The organism is Lutibacter holmesii, from assembly GCF_042679665.1.
GTDB lineage: Bacteria > Bacteroidota > Bacteroidia > Flavobacteriales > Flavobacteriaceae > Lutibacter > Lutibacter holmesii.
In genome coordinates this window covers 238,797-259,345 of the sequence record NZ_JBHTMV010000004.1, presented here as the reverse complement: position 1 = coordinate 259,345, position 20,549 = coordinate 238,797, and the positions used below count along the sequence as shown (strand labels likewise).

Annotated in this window: 18 protein-coding genes and 1 riboswitch; of the genes, 7 read left to right on the top strand and 11 right to left on the bottom strand. The window is 29.9% G+C overall.

The features are described 5' to 3' along the window. Positions 1-2 precede the first annotated feature (2 nt). From ACFQ5N_RS09470 to ACFQ5N_RS09450, 5 genes are all read right to left on the bottom strand, one after another. Positions 3-671: a YggS family pyridoxal phosphate-dependent enzyme gene (locus ACFQ5N_RS09470; RefSeq protein WP_386809254.1), complete on the bottom strand. Its 669-nt coding sequence runs from the start codon at positions 669-671 to the stop codon at positions 3-5. 2 nt (positions 672-673) lie between these two features. Then, positions 674-1,927 (bottom strand): DUF1015 domain-containing protein, encoded by a 1,254-nt coding sequence (locus ACFQ5N_RS09465; protein ID WP_386809253.1) that lies wholly within the window; start codon positions 1,925-1,927, stop codon positions 674-676. Between the two features lie 115 nt (positions 1,928-2,042). Next, a complete protein-coding gene (locus ACFQ5N_RS09460; RefSeq protein ID WP_386809252.1) occupies positions 2,043-2,993 on the bottom strand; it encodes a D-2-hydroxyacid dehydrogenase in 951 nt (316 codons plus the stop codon). A gap of 19 nt (positions 2,994-3,012) precedes the next feature. Continuing rightward, a complete protein-coding gene (gene serC / locus ACFQ5N_RS09455) occupies positions 3,013-4,089 on the bottom strand; it encodes a 3-phosphoserine/phosphohydroxythreonine transaminase (protein WP_386809251.1) in 1,077 nt (358 codons plus the stop codon). Between the two features lie 309 nt (positions 4,090-4,398). Next, the gene (locus ACFQ5N_RS09450) at positions 4,399-5,460 is read right to left on the bottom strand and encodes an acyl-CoA reductase (protein WP_386809250.1); all 1,062 of its coding nucleotides are present in this window, start codon (positions 5,458-5,460) and stop codon (positions 4,399-4,401) included. Between the two features lie 48 nt (positions 5,461-5,508). Here ACFQ5N_RS09450 and ACFQ5N_RS09445 point away from each other — a divergent pair, with 48 nt between their 5' ends. From ACFQ5N_RS09445 to ACFQ5N_RS09425, 5 genes are all read left to right on the top strand, one after another. Further along, positions 5,509-5,859 carry a 4Fe-4S binding protein gene (locus ACFQ5N_RS09445; protein ID WP_386809249.1) on the top strand — a complete coding sequence of 117 codons (351 nt, stop codon included), beginning with the start codon at positions 5,509-5,511 and terminating at the stop codon, positions 5,857-5,859. A gap of 100 nt (positions 5,860-5,959) precedes the next feature. Beyond that, a complete protein-coding gene (gene ychF, locus ACFQ5N_RS09440; RefSeq protein ID WP_386809248.1) occupies positions 5,960-7,054 on the top strand; it encodes a redox-regulated ATPase YchF in 1,095 nt (364 codons plus the stop codon). A 73-nt stretch (positions 7,055-7,127) separates the two neighbouring features. After that, positions 7,128-8,021 carry a DMT family transporter gene (locus ACFQ5N_RS09435; protein WP_386809247.1) on the top strand — a complete coding sequence of 298 codons (894 nt, stop codon included), beginning with the start codon at positions 7,128-7,130 and terminating at the stop codon, positions 8,019-8,021. Between the two features lie 122 nt (positions 8,022-8,143). Next, a complete protein-coding gene (locus ACFQ5N_RS09430) occupies positions 8,144-10,000 on the top strand; it encodes a DNA topoisomerase IV subunit B (RefSeq protein ID WP_386809246.1) in 1,857 nt (618 codons plus the stop codon). A 40-nt stretch (positions 10,001-10,040) separates the two neighbouring features. Next, positions 10,041-12,608, top strand: coding sequence for a DNA gyrase/topoisomerase IV subunit A (locus ACFQ5N_RS09425; RefSeq protein ID WP_386809245.1), 2,568 nt, complete (start codon positions 10,041-10,043; stop codon positions 12,606-12,608). A 139-nt stretch (positions 12,609-12,747) separates the two neighbouring features. Here ACFQ5N_RS09425 and ACFQ5N_RS09420 read toward each other — a convergent pair whose 3' ends face one another. The 6 genes from ACFQ5N_RS09420 to cobU are packed head-to-tail and all read right to left on the bottom strand — an operon-like array spanning position 12,748 to position 17,300. Continuing rightward, positions 12,748-13,311, bottom strand: coding sequence for a hypothetical protein (locus ACFQ5N_RS09420; protein ID WP_386809244.1), 564 nt, complete (start codon positions 13,309-13,311; stop codon positions 12,748-12,750). A gap of 8 nt (positions 13,312-13,319) precedes the next feature. Beyond that, entirely contained in the window at positions 13,320-14,438 is a 1,119-nt protein-coding gene (locus ACFQ5N_RS09415; RefSeq protein ID WP_386809243.1) for an ABC transporter substrate-binding protein, read from the bottom strand. A 10-nt stretch (positions 14,439-14,448) separates the two neighbouring features. Beyond that, positions 14,449-14,997, bottom strand: a complete 549-nt coding sequence (gene cobC / locus ACFQ5N_RS09410) for an alpha-ribazole phosphatase (RefSeq protein WP_386809242.1) — start codon at positions 14,995-14,997, stop codon at positions 14,449-14,451. After that, positions 14,982-15,737 carry an adenosylcobinamide-GDP ribazoletransferase gene (gene cobS / locus ACFQ5N_RS09405; protein WP_386809241.1) on the bottom strand — a complete coding sequence of 252 codons (756 nt, stop codon included), beginning with the start codon at positions 15,735-15,737 and terminating at the stop codon, positions 14,982-14,984. The genes cobC and cobS overlap by 16 nt, the downstream gene beginning before the upstream one ends. A 6-nt stretch (positions 15,738-15,743) precedes the next feature. Next, complete coding sequence (cobT, locus tag ACFQ5N_RS09400; RefSeq protein ID WP_386809240.1) at positions 15,744-16,787, bottom strand: nicotinate-nucleotide--dimethylbenzimidazole phosphoribosyltransferase; 1,044 nt, start codon at positions 16,785-16,787, stop codon at positions 15,744-15,746. 9 nt (positions 16,788-16,796) lie between these two features. Beyond that, positions 16,797-17,300, bottom strand: a complete 504-nt coding sequence (gene cobU, locus ACFQ5N_RS09395; protein ID WP_386809239.1) for a bifunctional adenosylcobinamide kinase/adenosylcobinamide-phosphate guanylyltransferase — start codon at positions 17,298-17,300, stop codon at positions 16,797-16,799. A gap of 67 nt (positions 17,301-17,367) precedes the next feature. Next, positions 17,368-17,572: riboswitch (cobalamin riboswitch) on the top strand. Between the two features lie 22 nt (positions 17,573-17,594). Between cobU and ACFQ5N_RS09390 the strand changes: the two genes are divergently transcribed. Then, on the top strand, positions 17,595-19,454 hold the full coding sequence (locus ACFQ5N_RS09390) for a TonB-dependent receptor plug domain-containing protein (RefSeq protein WP_386809238.1): 1,860 nt from the start codon (positions 17,595-17,597) through the stop codon (positions 19,452-19,454). Between the two features lie 3 nt (positions 19,455-19,457). Continuing rightward, a complete protein-coding gene (locus ACFQ5N_RS09385; RefSeq protein WP_386809237.1) occupies positions 19,458-20,519 on the top strand; it encodes a YncE family protein in 1,062 nt (353 codons plus the stop codon). Positions 20,520-20,549: the final 30 nt, after the last annotated feature.

Below are 20,549 nucleotides of genomic sequence, written 5' to 3'. Positions count from 1 at the left end.
TACTAGTAATTTCTGTGTCCAAATATAGCACTTCCTACGCGAACCATAGTACTGCCTTCTTCAATGGCTAATTTATAATCACCACTCATACCCATTGAAATAGTAGTTGGTGTACAGTTAAATAGATTAATTGTTTTTAGCTTTTCAAAGAAATTTTTTAAGGTTTTAAATTCGGCTCTAACAATACTTTCATCAGAAGTAAAAGATGCCATTCCCATGACACCTTTTATATGAATATTTTTTAAATTTTTTAATTCTTCAGAGTTTAAAATATTTTCAACTTCTGTAAATGAAAGTCCAAATTTTGTGTCTTCTTTTGCTATTTTTAATTGTAATAAGCAATTAATAACACGCTCATGTTTAAGGGCTTGTTTATTAATTTCTTTCAACGTTTTTAAGCTATCCACACCGTGAATTAAATCTACAAAATGTGCCATATACTTTACCTTATTGCGTTGTAAATGACCAATCATATGCCACTGAATATCTTTTGGCATTGTTTCAAACTTTTGTGCCATTTCTTGCACTTTGTTTTCACCAAAAATACGTTGTCCTGCATTGTACGCTTCTAAAATTTCAGAAACAGGCTTTGTTTTAGATACCGCAACTAGTGTAATATTAGCTGGCAGGGTACTTTTTATGTTTTGTAAATTATCAGCTATACTTGTCAAAATTAATTTAATTTATTAATTACTAAACCAGAACGTAATTTAGGTTCAAACCAAGTTACTTTTGGAGGCATAATATTATTGGTATCTGCAATATGCATTAGTTCTTCCATACTTACAGGAAATAATGCAAAAGCAATGGCCATTTCACCATTATCTACACGCTTACTAAGTTCACCTAAACCTCTAATTCCACCAACAAATTCAATTCTAGTATCGGTTCTTAAATCTTTAATATTTAAAATTGGTTCTAAAACAAATTTTGATAAGATACTTACATCTAATCCATCAATTGGAGAATCATTATTTATAGTATTTTCTTTAGCTGAAAGACCGTACCATTTACTATTTAAATACATTGAGAAATCATGTATTTTTTCAGGTTTAATGATGTCTTCAGAAATTTGAGAAATTTCAAAGTTTTCTTCTATTTTTTCTACAATTTCTTCAGCAGTAAATCCATTTAAATCTTTGATAACACGGTTGTAATCAATTATTTGTAATTGATCATCTGGGAAATGTACAGCCATAAAATAATTGTATGGTTCATCTCCTGTGTGATTTGGGTTGTTTTTAATGAATTCATCTTGCATTCCTGCAGCTGCAGCAGTTCTATGGTGACCATCAGCAACGTAAGTGCAAGGTACTTTTTCTTTAAAAAGTTGCTCTAAGTTTTTATTGATTTCAGCGTCATTAATAACCCAAAATTGATGACCAAAACCATCTTCTTTTCCTATAAAATCGTATTCTGGTTCATTGTTAGCCACAATAGAAGCAACAATTTCATCAATTTCAGGAACGGCTCTATAGGTAAAAAATACAGGTTCAATATTTGCTTGTAAATATCTAGTAAGTATTTTTCTATCTTCTTCTTTGTCTGGTCTTGTTAATTCGTGTTTTTTTATAATGCCATTTTTGTAATCATCACAAGCAGCATCACCCACAATTCCATATTGGGTTTTTCCATTCATAGTTTGCGCATAAATGTAATATTGCGCAACTTCATCTTGAATTAAATATCCTTTTTCTTGAAAATAATTAAAGTTTGAACTGGCTTTTTCGTAAACTTTTTCTTGGTGAGAATCAGTTCCTTTTTCAAAATCAATTTCAGCTCTGGTAATTCTTAATAATGAAGTGCCTTTTCCTTCACTCATTTCCGCTGCTTCGTCAGAGTTCATTACATCATACGGTAAACAAGAAAGTTCTTCAACAATATTTTTTGGTGGTCTAAGTCCTTTGAAAGGTTTTATAATTGCCATTTTTAAGTGTGGTTTATGGTTTACTTTTATTAAAATCAAAGATACAAATTTAGTTTTTTTAAACTAAAAAGGCCGTTAATAAACGACCTTTTAATTTTATATCTTATTGGTAAAATTAACTTAATATATCAATAATTTGTTCTGCTAATTCAGTTCCAATTCTATCTTGAGCTTCACTTGTAGCTGCACCAATATGTGGTGTTAAAGATAAACTTGGGTTCATAAGTAATTGAATTTCAGGAGTAGGTTCGTTTTCAAAAACATCTAAAGCTGCTTTTGCAATTTTACCACTAGCTAAAGCTTCTACTAAAGCTACTTCATCAACTACACCACCACGAGCTGCGTTTACTAAGCAAGCGGTATCTTTCATCATTTCAAATTCATTTGTTGAAATAACGTATTCTTTTTGTGCAGGAACGTGTAATGAAACAAAATCTGCTTGTTGCAATACTTCTTCTTTTGAAATTGTATTGATATTGAAGAATAATGATTGGTGATCAAAGAATTCTAATTCAAGATTAACTTCGTCCATAAATGGATCAAAAGCAACAACTTTCATTCCTAATCCTAAAGCTATTTTTGCTGTAGCTTGTCCAATACGTCCAAAACCAAGAATACCAATTGTTTTTCCTCTTAATTCAACACCTTTTGCAAATGCTTTTTTAAGGTTTTTAAACTTAGTATCACCTTCTAAAGGCATTTCTCTATTTGATTGTGGTAAAAAACGAGCCATTCCAAATAAATGTGCAAATACCAATTCAGCTACAGAGTGAGATGATGCAGCAGGAGTGTTAATTACACTTAATCCTTGTTCGCGCGCATATTCAACATCAATATTATCCATTCCAACACCACCACGACCAATAATTTTTAAAGATTCGCAGTTATCAATTATATCTTTTCTTACTGTTGTAGCACTTCTTACTAATAAAACAACAATTTCATTGTTATTTAAATAATCTAATAATTGATCTTGAGGTACAGTAGTTAAATCTACTTGAAACCCAGCTGCTTCAAGTGCTTTTACACCACTTACAGCTAATCCATCATTTGCTAATACTTTCATTATAAATAATTTTAATTAGTTAGTTTTTAATTTCTTTTTCAAATTGTTGCATAGCGTTTACTAACACTTGAATACTTTCAATTGGCATAGCGTTGTAAATACTTGCACGGTAACCACCAACTGATCTGTGACCTTTTATTCCACTTATTCCAGCTTCGTTCCAAATTTTATCGAAAACTTCACCTGTAGATTCATCAGTTAAATTAAAAGTAACATTCATTAAAGAACGGTCTTCAACTTCAGCAAAACCTTTAAATAATGGGTTTCTATCAATTTCAGCATATAACAATGCTGCTTTTTCTTTATTTAATTTTTCGATAGCTTTAACACCACCTAAATCTTTTAACCATTGTAATGTTAACATAGAAACATAAACAGCAAAAACAGGAGGTGTGTTAAACATACTGTCTTTACTTAAATGAACTTGGTAATCTAACATTGCAGGGATATTGCGACTTGTTTTTCCTAAAATTTCATCTTTAACTACAACCAATGTTGTACCTGCAGGACCCATATTTTTTTGAGCACCGGCGTACACTAAATCAAATTTTGTGAAATCTAATTCTCTAGAAAAAATATCAGAGCTCATATCGCAAACTAACAAAGCGTCATCAGTTTTTGGAAATTCTTTAAATTGAGTTCCGTAAATTGTATTATTTGATGTTACGTGAACATAATCAACATTAGAAGGAACAGTGTAGTTTTTAGGAATATAGTTGTATGTTTTGTCTTTTGAAGAACCAATAACTTCAACATCACCTAATAATTTAGCTTCTTTTAAAGCTTTTGCAGCCCAAGCTCCAGTATCTATGTAGGCAGCTTTTCCGCCTTCTTTTAATAAGTTATAAGGAGTCATTAAAAATTCAAGACTTGCTCCACCTTGTAAAAATAATACGGAGTAACCTTCAGGTAAGTTTAATAATTCTTTTACTAAACTGCGCGCATTTTCCATGACAGCAACAAAATCTTTACTTCTATGCGAGATTTCAATTAATGATAAATCTAGGTTGTTAAAATTAACAACAGCATCAGCTGCTTGTTTTAAAACTTCTTGTGGTAAAATACAAGGACCAGCACTAAAATTATGTTTTTTCATTTTTATAAATATGAATTATTTGTTTACAAATTTCGATAAAAAAAGATAAACAGCGGCTACATATTTACTAAAAAAAATATTATAATTTTAATGAAAAACCAATGAAATTAACAATATCACAAAAATCTCATAATTTTGTTGCGTTAGTTTTGGTAGAATTCGCAAAATTTACAACGTTTTCGTTCTCGCTAATACATTGAATTTACTGACTTTGTGATTTTTAGATTTTTAGAATTATTAAAAAAGCGTGATTATTCTTATTTATAGCTTTCAAAAATAGTTGCTAAAAAGTACTGTTTTTAAGTTTATTTAATTTTTAAGTAGAAATTCTATAGTGTCAACACCATCAGCAAATTCCCATAATTTTGGTTGTTGTGTTTCACCTAATTTTATAAAACCATCGCCTTTTTTATTACAAGCAATACATTGAATTTGGTCACTTTGTGAGTTTAATTCTTGCGTAAGCGTTTCAAAGTCTTCATAATATTCGTAAAATAGTGAGGCTATTGGTGAAGCAAAACTTTTATCTTCTTTCAACATTAAAAAACCATTTTCTAAAATTTGAAACATACTCATTAAATAAACGGCTTTATTATAGTCGTAATTATTTTCGTATTTTTTATAATTTATAATGTCTTTGAATTTATAAAGCGCATTAAAAAGTGCATCAAAATTGTAATTTTTAGGAACATAAATTTTTGAAACATTGCGACAGCCTAAACCAAAATATTGAAAAATATCTTCTCCCAATCCTTCTAATTCTTCATTTGTTTCATTTCCAGTAATTATAGCAACTGAGTTTCTGTTTTTTCTTATAATATTTGGATATTTTCCAAAATAATGTTCAAAATAACGCGCTGTATTGTCACTTCCGGTAGCAATTACGGCGTTGTAATTATCTAATTTTCCAGTTGTAAACGTAACTTTTCCCTTAAAATAAGAATGGTAATATTCTAAAAATTTAACTACTAAAGGTAAAAAGTTTTTGTCGTTTGATGAGAGTTTAACAACGGCATTATTTCCTGTTATTAGCACCGATAGAAAATCATGAAAACCAACCAAAGGAATATTTCCGGCCATAATAATGGCTACATTTTTTGGTGTTGCTTTTTCATCAAAATTATAAGCAGCAGTCCATTTAGTTAAATTTTCTTCTGTAAGGGCATCGCTCCAGCTTTCAATAGATTTTAGCACATTTTCTTTTGTAAACCATCCATTAAATTCTTGTGCTCTATTAATTTGCATATTAAAAGCTTCAAAAAAGAGGTTGTTCAATTCAGAACCTTCATTTTTTTCAATTTTTTGATTTGAAAATTGTTTAAAAAACGTTCCTAATCGTGCAAATGCTTTTATGCGTTGCTCTAAATTCATCTTAATGTTTATTTTTATAATTTGCACAAAATTAACTTAAATATAATTATGGCAATAAAAATTACTGATGAATGTATAAATTGTGGTGCTTGTGAACCTGAATGCCCAAATAATGCTATTTATGAAACTTCAGAAGATTGGACCTATGCTGAAGGAACTACATTAAATGGTAATATAATTTTACCAAATGGAGTTAAAGTGAATGCTGAAGAATTACAAGAGCCTTTAAGTGATGAAGTGTTTTTTATTATTGCAAGTAAATGTACAGAGTGTAAAGGGTTTCACAATGAACCACAATGTGCTGCAGTTTGCCCAGTTGATTGTTGCGTACCCGATGAAGATGTTGTAGAAACCGCTACACAATTGTTAGCAAAACAAGAATTTTTACATAAAGATTAGCTGCTTTGTTGTTTTAATTTTAACGTGTATTTTTAATTGAAAATTCATTTTAAATAATAGAAAACTAAACACTATATTTGCAGCGCTAAAAATTAAAATTATGAAGGCTGGAATTGTAGGATTACCAAATGTAGGAAAATCAACATTATTTAATTGTTTATCAAATGCAAAAGCGCAAAGTGCAAACTTTCCTTTTTGTACTATTGAACCAAATATTGGTGTGGTGAATGTACCAGATCCAAGAATTGTGAAATTAGAAGAGTTGGTGAAACCTGAACGAGTGCAAATGGCAACCGTTGATATTGTTGATATTGCTGGTTTGGTGAGAGGAGCAAGTAAAGGTGAAGGTTTAGGAAATCAGTTTTTAGCAAATATTCGTGAAACAGACGCTATTATTCACGTGGTGCGTTGTTTTGACAATGATAATATTGTACACGTTGATACTACGGTAGATCCTGTTAGAGATAAAGAAACTATTGATATTGAATTGCAGTTAAAAGATTTTGAAACTTTAGAAAAAAGGTTAGAGCGCGTTAAAAAAAATGCAAGAACTGGTAATAAAGAAGCTCAAAAAGAATTAGATGCTTTAATGAAAGTTAAAGAAGGATTAGAAGCTGCAATCTCTGTAAGAGCTGTTGAATTAACAGAAAAAGAAAGAGAAGAATATATTAAACCGTTACAATTTATTACAGATAAACCTGTTTTATATGTGTGTAATGTTGATGAAAATTCGGCAGTTGATGGAAATGCATATGTTGATGCTTTAAAAGAAGCTGTAAAAAATGAAAATGCTGAAGTAATTGTGTTGGCAGTTGGAATGGAAGCTGATATTACAGAACTTGAAACTTTTGAAGAACGTGAAATGTTTTTAGAAGATTTAGGTTTAGAAGAGCCAGGATCTTCAGTACTTATTAGAGCGGCTTATAAACTATTAAATCAACAAACATATTTTACTGCAGGTGTTAAAGAAGTACGTGCTTGGACCATTAATATTGGAGATACAGCACCGCAAGCAGCAGGTGTAATTCATACTGATTTTGAAAAAGGGTTTATTAGAGCTGAAGTAATTGCTTATTCAGATTTTGCTTCTTATGGTAGTGAAATTAAAGTTAAAGAAGCTGGTAAAATGCGTGTTGAAGGTAAAGAGTACATTGTGAAGGATGGTGATGTTATGCATTTCCGTTTTAATGTATAATTAGCTGTTTGAATATCGTATTTTCAACTTATAAATAGCTTTATAAAAAAAATCATCTGTTTATGTTTGTCAGATGAGTTTTTCAAAAATATTTAATTCAGGAATTTTAATTGCAGTTGTTGGCATAGTTATGTTTTCGGCAAAAGCAATTATGGTAAAATTGGCATATAAATATGAAGTAAGTGCTGTGCATTTATTATTATTTAGAATGCTTTTTGCTGTGCCTTTTTATTTAATAATTGCCTTTTATGTAAAACCTCAAAACCCGCATAAAATTAAAAAGGCAGATTTTTTATATATTCTTTTGTTTGGATTTATAGGTTATTATTTGGCAAGTTATTTTGATTTTATAGGTTTAAAATTTATTAAAGCTGGTTTAGAACGTATAATTCTTTTTATTTATCCAACCTTGGTTTTGTTAATTTCAAAAATATTTTTTAAAACCACAATTTCAAAAAAACAAGTTGTAGCTATTTTAATTACATATTTAGGCGTTGTAATTACTTTTTGGGGAGAAGTTCAGTTTGAGAATTCAAATGTAGTTTTAGGTGGTTTCTTTATTTTTTTAAGTGCTTTGTCATACGCCTCGTATTTAGTTGGTAGCGGTTGGTTAATACCAAAATTTGGTGCAGTAGCATTTACAGCTTATGCTATGATAGTTTCTACTGTTTGTGTATTCATTCATTATTTAATTGTTGATAGAACAAGTGTATTTGTATATCCTTATCAAGTGTATGTGTTAGGTTTTTTAATGGCAATTGTATCTACTCTAATTCCTTCATTTTTAGTTTCTTTTGCTATTAAAAAACTAGGAGCTAATAATTTTTCAATAATAGGTAGTATCGGTCCAATTTCAACCATTATTTTAGCATATTTAGTTTTAGATGAAAAGTTAACGGTTTTACAGTTTGTTGGTACGCTAATTGTGATTGTTGGAGTAGGAGTAATTTCTTATAAGAAAAAGTGAAAATATAACTGTTTTAGCTTCACATTGTTAAAATTCTGTTAATAACTATTATACAAGGCTTTTTTGCCTTTTTAATTGCAAAATGTTACATTAGCAATTGTTCAAGAATCTTACACAAATTAATGGCTAAACAAACAAATTATACCGAGGATAATATTCGTTCTTTAGACTGGAAAGAACATATTAGAATGCGTCCCGGAATGTACATTGGGAAATTGGGTGATGGGTCTTCACCAGATGATGGTATTTACATTTTAATTAAAGAAGTTTTAGACAACTCAATTGACGAGTATGTGATGGGAGCTGGAAAAACCATTGAGGTTGCTGTAAAAAATGAAACGGTTACGGTTCGTGATTACGGTAGAGGGATTCCTTTAGGAAAAGTTGTTGATGTAGTTTCTAAAATGAATACAGGAGGTAAATATGATTCTAGAGCGTTTAAAAAATCTGTTGGACTAAATGGAGTTGGTACAAAAGCCGTAAATGCGCTATCCTCTTATTTTAAAGTACAATCTATAAGAGATGGAGAAACTGCTTTTGCAGAGTTTTCAGCAGGGAATATTACATTGAATGAAGGAGCGCAACCTTCAACACTTAGAAAAGGGACAAAAGTGATTTTTGTGCCTGATACTAGCATTTTTCCAAAATTCAAATATAGAAATGAGTATATTGTAAAAATGATAAAAAACTATGTGTATTTAAACACTGGTTTAACTATTATTTTTAATGGAGAAAAATATTATTCTGAAAATGGTTTAAAAGATTTATTGGAAGAAAATATTGCTGACGAATTTATGTTGTTTCCAATTATTCATTTAATAGGTGAAGATATTGAAGTTGCAATTACGTTTAGCAAAGCACAATATAGCGAAGAATATCATTCATTTGTAAATGGACAACATACTACACAAGGTGGTACACATCAAACAGCTTTTAGAGAAGCTATTGTAAAAACAGTTAGAGAATATTTTGGTAAAAATTATGACGCTTCAGATATTCGAAAATCTATTGTTTCAGCCATTAGTGTTAAAGTAATGGAACCTGTTTTTGAGAGTCAAACAAAAACTAAATTAGGTTCAACTGAAATGGGTGGAGATTTACCAACTGTTAGAACATTTATTTCAGACTTTGTTAAAACAAAATTAGATAATTATTTACATAAAAATCCAGATACAGCTGAGCATATTCAGAAGAAAATTTTACAAGCTGAAAAAGAGCGTAAAGACTTATCTGGAATACGGAAATTAGCGCGTGAACGTGCAAAAAAGGCAAATTTACATAACAAAAAATTACGTGATTGTAGAGTGCATTTGGGTGATTTAAAAAAGGACAATCGTTTAGAAAGTTCTTTGTTTATTACAGAGGGAGATTCTGCAAGTGGTTCTATTACAAAATCAAGAAATGTTAACACACAAGCGGTATTTAGCCTAAAAGGAAAACCTTTGAACTCATACAATATGAGTAAAAAAATTGTGTATGAGAATGAAGAATTTAACTTGTTACAAGCCGCTTTAAATATTGAAGATGGTTTAGAAAATTTACGTTACAACAATATTATAATTGCAACAGATGCCGATGTTGATGGTATGCATATTCGATTGTTGTTAATTACGTTCTTTTTGCAATTTTTTCCTGAATTAATAAAAGAAGGGCATTTGTTCATTCTTGAAACGCCTCTGTTTAGGGTGCGCGATAAAAAACAAACGTTTTATTGCTACTCTGAAGAAGAAAGGAAAAATGCAATAAAATCGTTAAAAGGTAAACCTGAAATTACCCGATTTAAAGGGTTAGGTGAAATTTCTCCAGATGAGTTTGTTCATTTTATTGGAGACGATATTCGTTTAGATCCTATTATGTTAGACAAAGAAATGACCATAGATAAAATGTTAGAATTTTATATGGGTAAAAATACTCCAGATAGGCAAAAGTTTATTATTGAAAACTTAAAAGTTGAACTAGATATAGTAGAAGAAGCATAAATTTAAATACCACAGATACCAAGTACAAGATCCCACAAGAATGCAAGAAGAAAACAACGAAGAATTAAATAACGACTTGAACGAAGATTTTGGAAGCCAAGAAACCATTACCAAAGTTACAGGAATGTATAAGGAATGGTTTTTAGATTACGCTTCCTATGTAATTTTAGAACGTGCCGTACCTGGAATAAATGATGGTTTTAAGCCTGTACAACGTAGAATTTTACATTCTATGAAAGACTTAGACGATGGACGTTACAATAAAGTAGCAAATATTGTTGGGCACGCAATGCAATACCACCCACACGGTGATGCTTCAATTGCAGATGCGATGGTGCAAATTGGTCAAAAGGAATTGTTGATTGATATGCAAGGAAACTGGGGAAATATTTTAACCGGTGACCGTGCGGCAGCTTCAAGGTATATTGAGGCTCGTTTATCTAAATTTGCATTAGATGTTGTTTTTAATCCAAAAACTACTGAATGGCAAACTTCTTATGATGGTAGAAAAAAAGAACCTGTAGATTTACCTGTAAAATTCCCAATGCTTTTGGCACAAGGAGCTGAAGGTATTGCCGTTGGACTTTCAACAAAGGTGTTGCCACATAATTTTAATGAATTAATTGATGCTTCAATTAAATATTTAAAAGGTAGAAGTTTTACTTTAGTTCCAGATTTTTTAACTGGTGGAATTGCAGATGTTTCAAATTATAATGATGGTAAACGAGGTGGTAAAATTAGAGTAAGAGCCAAAATTTCTCAACAAGATAAAAAAACGTTAGTAATATCTGAAATTCCTTATGGTACAACTACTTCTTCATTAATTGAATCTATTATAAAAGCCAATGATAAAGGTAAAATTAAGATTAAAAAAATAGAAGATAATACAGCGGCAAATGTTGAAATTTTAGTGCATTTACCAAACGGTATTTCCCCTGATAAAACGATTGATGCGCTATATGCATTTACAAATTGTGAAAATTCTATTTCGCCTTTAGGTTGTGTAATTGATAATAATAAACCTGTTTTTATTGGTGTTTCTGAAATTTTAAAAACTTCTACAAATCATACAGTAGATTTATTAAAGCTAGAACTTGAAATTCATTTAAATGAACTGGAAGAACAATGGCATTTTGCTTCGTTAGAGCGCATTTTTATTGAAAATAGAATTTATCGTGATATTGAAGAGCAAGAAACTTGGAAAGGCGTAATAAATGCAATTGATGATGGTTTAAAGCCACATGTAAAACATTTAAAAAGAGCAGTTACTGAAGATGATATTGTACGTTTGACTGAAATTAGAATCAAAAAGATTTCTAAGTTTGATATTGATAAAGCAAAGCAATTTATTGAAGGTTTAGAAGATAAAATAGCTGCTGTAAAAAATAATTTAGCCAATTTAATTGAGTATGCAATTGATTATTTTAAAGAGCTAAAAGTTAAATACGGAAAAGGGAAGGAGCGTAAAACAGAATTGCGTTTGTTTGATGATATTGTGGCTACAAAAGTTGTAATGCGTAACACAAAGCTTTATGTGAATAGAGAAGAAGGTTTTGTGGGAACTTCATTAAAACGTGATGAGTATTTAGGTGACTGCGCAGATATTGATGATATTATTATTTTTAGAAAAGATGGTGTAATGATGATTACCAAGGTTGATACTAAAACCTTTGTTGGTAAAAATATTATACATATTGCTATTTTTAAAAAGAATGATAAACGTACCGTGTACAATATGATTTATAGAGATGGAAGACACGGAGCAAGTTATATGAAACGTTTTAATGTTACAAGTGTAACCAGAGATAAAGAGTACGATTTAACCAATGGACAAAAAGCGTCAGTAGTTCATTATTTTACTGCAAATCCTAATGGTGAAGCAGAAGTTGTAACGGTTACATTGCGATCTGTTGGAAGCGTAAAAAAATTAAAATGGGATATTGATTTTTCTGAATTATTAATAAAAGGTCGTGGTGTAAAAGGGAACACTGTTAGCAAATATCCTATAAGAAAAATAGAATTAAAATCTGAAGGTGTTTCAACCTTAAAGCCACGCAAAATATGGTTTGATGAAACTGTACAGCGTTTAAACGTTGATGCAAGAGGAGAACTTTTAGGTGAATTTAAAGGTGAAGATAGGTTATTAATAATCAATCAAAAAGGTGAAGTTAAAACTATAAAACCAGAATTAACAACGCATTTTGATAGTGATATGATTGTGCTTGAAAAATGGGAACCTCAAAAACCAATTTCAGTAATTTATTATGAAGGTGAAAAAGAACGTTATTATATCAAACGTTTTATGATAGATAACCCAAATAAGGAAGAAGTATTTATTTCAGATCATCCAAAATCACAGTTAGAAATTGTTTCAACAGATTATAGACCTATGGCTGAAATTGTATTCTCTAAACGAAGTTTGGAAAATATGGAAGTAAATTTAGAAGAGTTTATTGCCGTTAAAGGTATAAAAGCTCTTGGAAATCAATTAACAGGCGACAAAATTAAAACAGTAAATCTGTTAGAACCTTTGCCATACGAGCCTCCAGTGATTGAAAATATTGAAGTGATTGAAGAAGACGATACTCAAACATCTATGTTTGATTAAATTTAATTTTTATTATTTATAAAAAGGAGTTGTAAATATAATTACAGCTCTTTTTTTTGCTAATAAGTTATGTTATAGTATATAAAGTTAATTTTATAATTCAATTCTACTTACAGTTAATTCGTGCATTTAAATTACTTTACTTATAACTTTTACTTATAAATGGAGTTTCTTTAAAACCTGTAACTTTATTAATTAATACGGTTGCTGTAAAAAAGTAATTACATAATAAATTAGCGAATTTAGGTAGTATTTCTGCAACTTCTTTTTGTTCATAATTATGAATTTTCACCATTAATCGTATTGCTTGTTTACACATTGACGAGCATTTATTTAAAACTCCTACAGGTGAAACTCCTCCAGGTAATACAAATCCGGAAATAGCGTTTTCTGTAATAGTTTTTATAGCTCTATAGTTCTTTAATAATTGTTGATGATCTTGTTCTGTAATTGCTAATTCACCTCTAATAGATCCGTTTAAATGATAACAAAGTGGCAGTATCCAATTAAGTTCATTTTCCAATGTTTGTAATTCAATGCTTTTTGGATATTGTTGTCTTAAAACACCTAGATCGTTAATTGCCCAACCTACCATTCTGGTTAAGTCATCTGTTAAAATTTCATAATCACAAAGTAAAGAATCCTCATAAATATAAGGGTAACATAGCTCATCTAAATTAGATTTTGGTCGAAGTTTTTTCATTGTAATTATTAGTTTAATCTTTTATAAAAAGTGAATTCATAATTAGGTAATAATTCAGGGTGTGCAATTTTAATTAAATCTTTTAAAACCAAATCAGGTCTTATTGGAGATAATTCAAAATACCAAATACCACCTTTTTCACCTGTTGTATTATTGTATGAATAAATTCTTTTATCCTCAAAAGCCTTCATTTTTGAGCTAATTAAATTAGCTTTTCCAAGTTCGTTTAGATTGGCATAAAAACCAGGAGAAATCCAAATATCAGCATCTTTTCCTTTTTCAAAAACATTTTCTATATTTAAAGATAAGCTACCTTCACCTTCAGAATCTTTCCATAAGTAATTGGTGTTTGCATCTTTTAAAAATTGTGCTTCAAAACTGTTTCCAGCAGGTAAATACCAAACATCTTTGTATAATCCACCACAAACTATAGAAGGTTTGTTTTTAGATTTTTTCGCAATTTCTTTTGCATTGAGGTAGTTATTTTTTATATTATTAAAAATACTGTCAGCTTCCTTTTCTTTATCAAACAATACTCCAAAAACTTTAATCCATTCAGCTCTCCCTATAGGAGTTTCTTCAAGCCAATCACCATTTAAAAGTACTTGAATTCCAATTTTTTCAATTGTTGCATACATTTTATTGTTACTGTTAATAGAAAAGCCCATTACTAAATCGGGTTTTAAATCTAACAATGTTTCTGTATTAATATGTTCAGGATGTCCTAATTCATTAACTAGGTTTTCGTTAATTAATTTCCTTGTTTTTACAGAAGAAATAAAATCGGTATTAGGAAACCCAACTAATTTATTTTCAACACCTAAAAGTTCTAGAGAAGGTACGTGTGTTGAACTAGTTACCACAATTGATTTTAAAGGTACTTGAATTGTGTTTTTTGCTGATGTTTCTGTAGAAACAATAGTGTAAACAACGTCTTTTGTTGCTCCAGGGTAAGGTGTTTTTATAATTAGTGTTGTTTCATTTTCAGACTTTAAAATATCAAAACCTTTAGCATATTTAACAAGTGAAATTGCTTTTGGTTCTATTTTTTTTGTGCTGTTTGTGCTACACGAAACAATTAAAGAAATGGTTAAAATTGATAAATAAATATTTTTAAATAATTTCATAATTGTAGTTTTAAAGTAGTTTAAGTGTATTATTTTGTTTTATAATTTTGAATACTTGACCGTATTTTACATCTATATTGAATGAATCTTTTAAATGTATGTTAGTCATTTTTGAGAGTATACTTCTAATAACTCCCGCGTGAGTTGTTATAATTATTTTTTTGGCTGAAGTTGAAACTATTTCAGTAAAAATTTCGTTTGCTCTTTTAGCTAAATCAATATAAGCTTCACCGTTTGGAGTAGAAACATTTACAAAATCATTCATCCAAATATTTGATGCTTTTTTAGGTAAATTATCCCAATTTAATAATTCCCAGTCTCCAAAATTAAGCTCCATTAATCTGTCATCAATAATTATATTTTTTGAAAACTGTTGCGCTAAGCGAGTGCACCTTTTTAATGGGCTAGAATATACAACGGTTTCTTTTGTAATATCTAACGCATTTAAAATTGCATCAACCTCATTTTTAAATGAAGCTGCTACATCTATATTTGACTGGCCGTAGCATATGCCTTTTTCTATGTTTGGAGTGGTATGTCTTACTAAATATATCTCCATAAAACTAATAGACTTAAATAAAAAATAACTTCAGTAATTTGTTGCGTTGCACCAGCGCAATCACCTGTTTGACCACCAATCCATTTTTTGAAAAACCTGCCTAAAAGCAACATTGCTATGAATGGAGGGATTATTGCTAGAAATACCCAATATGTTTTAAATAATAGCAATGGAGAAAACCCAATTACTATATTAAAAATTAAATAAGTAAGTTTAAAATTATTAGCTACGGCAATAGATTTTGAATTTTCAGTTCTTGCGTACGGATATAAATATAAAATAAATGCAGCTAAACATCTGCTTACACTATGCCCAGCAATAATTGTAATAATTAATTGGTTGCTAATTTCAAAAAGAGAAAAAAGTTTTAATGTAAATAAACATATTAAACCAACTATACCATAGGTTCCAACTAATGAATCCTTCATTATAGCAAGTATTTTATCTTTGGTCCAACCGCCTCCAAAACCATCACAAACATCAGCAAAGCCATCTTCATGAAATGCTCCAGTAATCCAAATTGTTGAAACATAACTTAGTAAAATTGATATGTTTAGCGGTAAAATATATGAAGCTACCCAAAACACTAAAGCCCCAAAACAACCAACAATTACACCAATCATAGAAAAATACTTAGTGCACTTTTGAAGTATATCTCCAGAATGATCTATCCATTTTGGACACGGAATTCGTGTAAAAAACATAATAGCTGTTAAGAAAATAGTTAACTCTTTTTTCATGTTATATTATTCAACAATATTAGCTACACCAGCACTTTCAAAACTTGCCATTTGATTTATAAAATATTCAGCAGATTGAATTATTGGATAGGCAATTGCAGCACCAGTACCTTCACCTAAGCGTAAACCAAGGTGTAAAATTGGGGTAGCATTTAAAAAGTCTAGCATTTTAATATGTCCTTGTTCATTTGAAACATGTGAAAATAAACAGTAATCTAATACATTCTTATTAAGCTCTTGTGCTATTAAAAGGGAAGAAGTGGCAATAAAACCATCAATAATTAAAGTCATTTTTAATTCAGCAGCTTTTAGCATAGCACCAGTCATCATTGCAATTTCAAACCCTCCAAAATTTTGTAAATTTTCAAGTGCATTTTCACTTATTCCGTGGAAATTTTGAACTTTGGTTAATATTGAAATTTTATTTGCTAATCCCTCATCAGTAAGGCCAGCTCCTTTACCAATGCAAGTTTCAATAGATTGTTTTGTAGTAGCACTCATTAATAAAGAAGCAGAAGAAGTATTTCCTATTCCCATTTCTCCAAATGAAATTATATTACTACCATTAGCATATTTTTCAGAAACTATTTCACTAGCAATTTTAAAAGCTTGTTCGCATTGCACTTTTGTCATTGCTGGCTCTTTTGAGTAGTCTTTAGTTCCTTTTGCTATTTTTGCATTAATTAAAGCGTCGCTGTTCTCAAAATCGTAATTTACACCGGCGTCAATTACGCTTAAATCAAAGCCATGTTGTTTACAAAAAACATTAATTCCAGCGCCACCTTCTAAAAAGTTAAATACCATTTGAGGTGTTACTTCTTGCGGACAAGAACTAACAGGGTAATTGTTTACAATACCGTGATCACCTGCAAAAACCAGCATTGCTGGTTTGTTTAATTTTGGAGATAATGTGTTTTGAATTAAACATAATTTTTGGGCTATAATTTCTAATGTTCCTAACGAGCCTAACGGCTTTGTTTTATTGTTTATTTTATGCGTAATTTCTTTAAGAAATTTTTTGTTAGTTGGGGTAATTTTAAATGTATTCATAGGGGTGTATTATTTTAAAGTAAGTGGAAGTCCTGAGACCATAAAAACTGCTTTATCTGCTATTTTAGCAATACGTTGATTTGTCCAACCTTGTAATTCTGTAAATTTTCTAGCCATTTGTGTTTGTGCATGAACACCCATTCCAATTTCATTTGAAATAATAATAATTTCACTTTCTAGTTTTGATAAATTTTCAATTTCAATTGATGCTAATTCTAATGCTTTTTCAACATTGTATTCAGAGTCAAAATATAAATTTGTTAACCATAAAGTAACACAATCAATAACAACAACTGAATTCTTTGGGATTACTCTTGAAATTTCTTTCTCTTCTTCAATTGTTGTCCAACGATCATCTCTATCATTTTTATGACGTTCAACTCTTTTTTCAAAATCGTTATCCCAAATTCTAGAGGTTGCCAAATAATAAGGAGAATTGCTTAAACTCTCTGCTAATTTCTGAGCATAGCTGCTTTTACCAGATCTTTCTCCACCAGTTATATAATGTATCATAGAGTTTAAATTTTTAGCAAATGTAATATTATTATGAAATAATGATACTAATTAATCTTATTTAATTACTTTTGCAGCCGATTATGGTTCTCGGTTTTATTTTACATAAAACGAGTTAAAAGGGAATTCGGTTAAAGTCCGAAGCTGTTCCCGCAACTGTATGCTTAGTCGATGAAATCGATGGTTGTTATTAAACTTAAACCACTGTTAATAAACGGGAAGGTAAATAACAATACGTAAGCCAGGAGACCTGCCACAATCTAATTAATTAAAACTTTCGGGAGAAAGGTTATTATGATGAGATATATTTTATTTGTATTTATTTTATTAATTGGAAGCAAATCTTTTGCACAACTTGATAGTGTTCAAACTTTAAAGGTTGTAAACTTGAGTACAGTAAAATTACAAAAACTGTCTAAAGGGTATAAGGTTTTAGTGCTTTCAGATTCAGTAATTTTAAAAAACACCGAGTCATTTACAAGCTTATTACGTTTTAATACGCCAATTTATATAAAAGAATATGGAGCTGGCGGAACAAGTACTGCAAGTTTTAGAGGAACAAGTGCTTCAAACACAGCAGTTATTTGGAACGGTATTAATATAAATTCCATTAACAATGGGCAAACAGGATTTAACGCTTTAACAGTTAATTTGTTTGATAATATTAATGTTAGAAGTGGTGGTGGTAGTATTGAATTTGGTTCAGGTGCAATTGGAGGAACAATTCATTTAAATGATCAATTAAGTTTTGGAAAACATTTTGATAATCAGGTTGTAACTTCGTTAGGGAGTTATAATACCTACAATAGTTTGTATAAGGTTTCATATGGGAATGAAAGTATAGCTGCTAAATTTGGAGTGTCTTTTAATCAATCTGAAAATGATTATGATTGGTTGGGAACAGATGGATTGAAAAATGAAAATGGCGCTTATGAAAATTTAAGTTTTAATTTAGGTTTTGCTTATAAACTGAATAACTTTAGTAAGTTTAGTGTGTTTTCATCTAAATTTAATGGGGATCGCGAATTTTCAGGTACGTTACCTAATCCTTCCGCAGCTAAAGAAAAATATAAAGATTATAATTTTAGAAATTTAATAGCATACAATTTTCATAAAAATGAATTTACTCACGCTATTAAATTTGCATATTTAACTCAAGAGTATAGATATTTTGTAGATAAAAATGTAAACGCTTACAATTATGGTAAGTCAAAAACATATTTATTAAAGTACAATTTTAACTATCAAATCTCACAACATTCAAGTATTGAAAGTGTTACAGAACTAGAATCGGTTTTTGGAAGTACTGATGAAATTAGAGAGCAAAATAGAAAACAATTTTCGCAATTCTTTATTTACAATCTTAGTTTTGAGAATATAGTTTCCATAAATGCGAAGATTAGAAAAGATTTTAATTCAGATTATAAAATTCCGTTAATATTTGCATTGGGAGCCGAAATTAACTTGTTGAAAAATACAATTGCAAGAGTTAATGGATCAAAAAATTATAGAGTACCAACATATAACGATTTGTATTGGCCTGCGTTGGGTAATTTAGATTTAATTCCTGAATCTTCATTACAAGGTGACTTTGGTGTTACCTATAAATCAAATACGGTTAAATTTGATATAGGTGCTTTTTATATAAAGTCAAGTGATAAAATAGTTTGGACTCCTGGTGGTGATCCTGATAGACCAGGTATTTGGACACCAATTAACGTTGCAGAAGCTTTAAATAAAGGTGTAGAGTTTACAGCAGCTATAAACAAAGCAATACATAAACATCTTTTTAATTTCAATTTAAATTATAGTTACACCATTGCAAAAGATAAAAGTACTAATAACTATTTAACCTACGTGCCTAAGCATTTAGCTAATGGAAGTTTAGGATATTCTTACAAAAGGTTTAGTGCTTTTTACCAACACTTATTTACAGGTGAAGTATATACAACTACAGATAATTTAGATACTTACACTGTACCATATTACAATGTAGGAAATGCAGGTGTAAACTATAACATTATAAAATCAAATAACAAACAATTAGGTTTAGGAGTAAAAGTAAATAATGTATTTAATAAAGAATACGAAGTTTTACCTAGTAGACCAATGCCTAATAGAAATTTTAATATAAACATAAACTTTAAATTTTAAATTATGAAAATCAGTAAATTTTTACTTAGCATATTTTTACTAAGTGTATTATTCGTGTCGTGTGATGATGATGACGAGCCACAATTACCAAAAGGTGATTATGAAAACGGTATTATTATAAGTGGTGAAGGAGTAGCAACAGGATCTGTTTATTTTGTGTCAGATGACTATGTTACTACAGAAAGTTTAATTTATAAAAATGTAAATGGAGCAGATTTAGGGGTGTATTTACAATCAATTTCTTTTGATGATGATTACGCTTACATTATTGTTGACAATCAAAATACCATAGTTGTTGTAGATAGATATACTTTTGAATATGTTGGGGAAATTACAACAGATCTAATTTTGCCAAGATATATGGTAATTGAAGATGGAATTGGATATGCAACTAACTGGGGAAGTACATATGATGCTACAGATGATTTTGTTGCTGTAATAGACTTAGATGCTTTTGAAGTTACAAGTACAATTCCTGTAGGAAATGGTCCAGAGCGTATTGTTGAAGAAAACGGAAAATTATATGTTTCTCATAAAGGAGCTTGGTCAACAAATAATATTGTAACTGTTATTGATATTGATACACAAGCAACATCTGAAATTACAGTTGGAGATAATCCAGATGAGTTATTTGTTAATAATTCTGGAGATCTAGTTGTTTTGTCTGAAGGAAGAACAATTTATGATGAGAATTGGAATTGGCTTGGTCAAACTGATGCTGTAATTACAACTATAGATACTAATAGTGATACTGTTTCATCAGAATTAGCATTTCCTAGTGGTTCAAATCCAAGTTTAATGGTAGAAGATGATTCATATATTTATTATAATTTAGGAAGTAGCATTTATAAAATGGATGTTTCAGCAACAAGTTTACCTACTACTGCATTGTTAGAAACGGAAGCAGCTTACTTATATGGTCTTGAAGTAGAAGATGATAGTGTATATACTTTAGATGCTAATTTTAGTGGTGAAAGTAAAATGAATGTATTTAGTCTTTCTACTGGAGCAAAAACAAATACTACTGCTGCACCAGTTGGGGCATCAAAAATTTATTTTAATTAGAATTAGTTAAAATATAATAAAAACAATAGC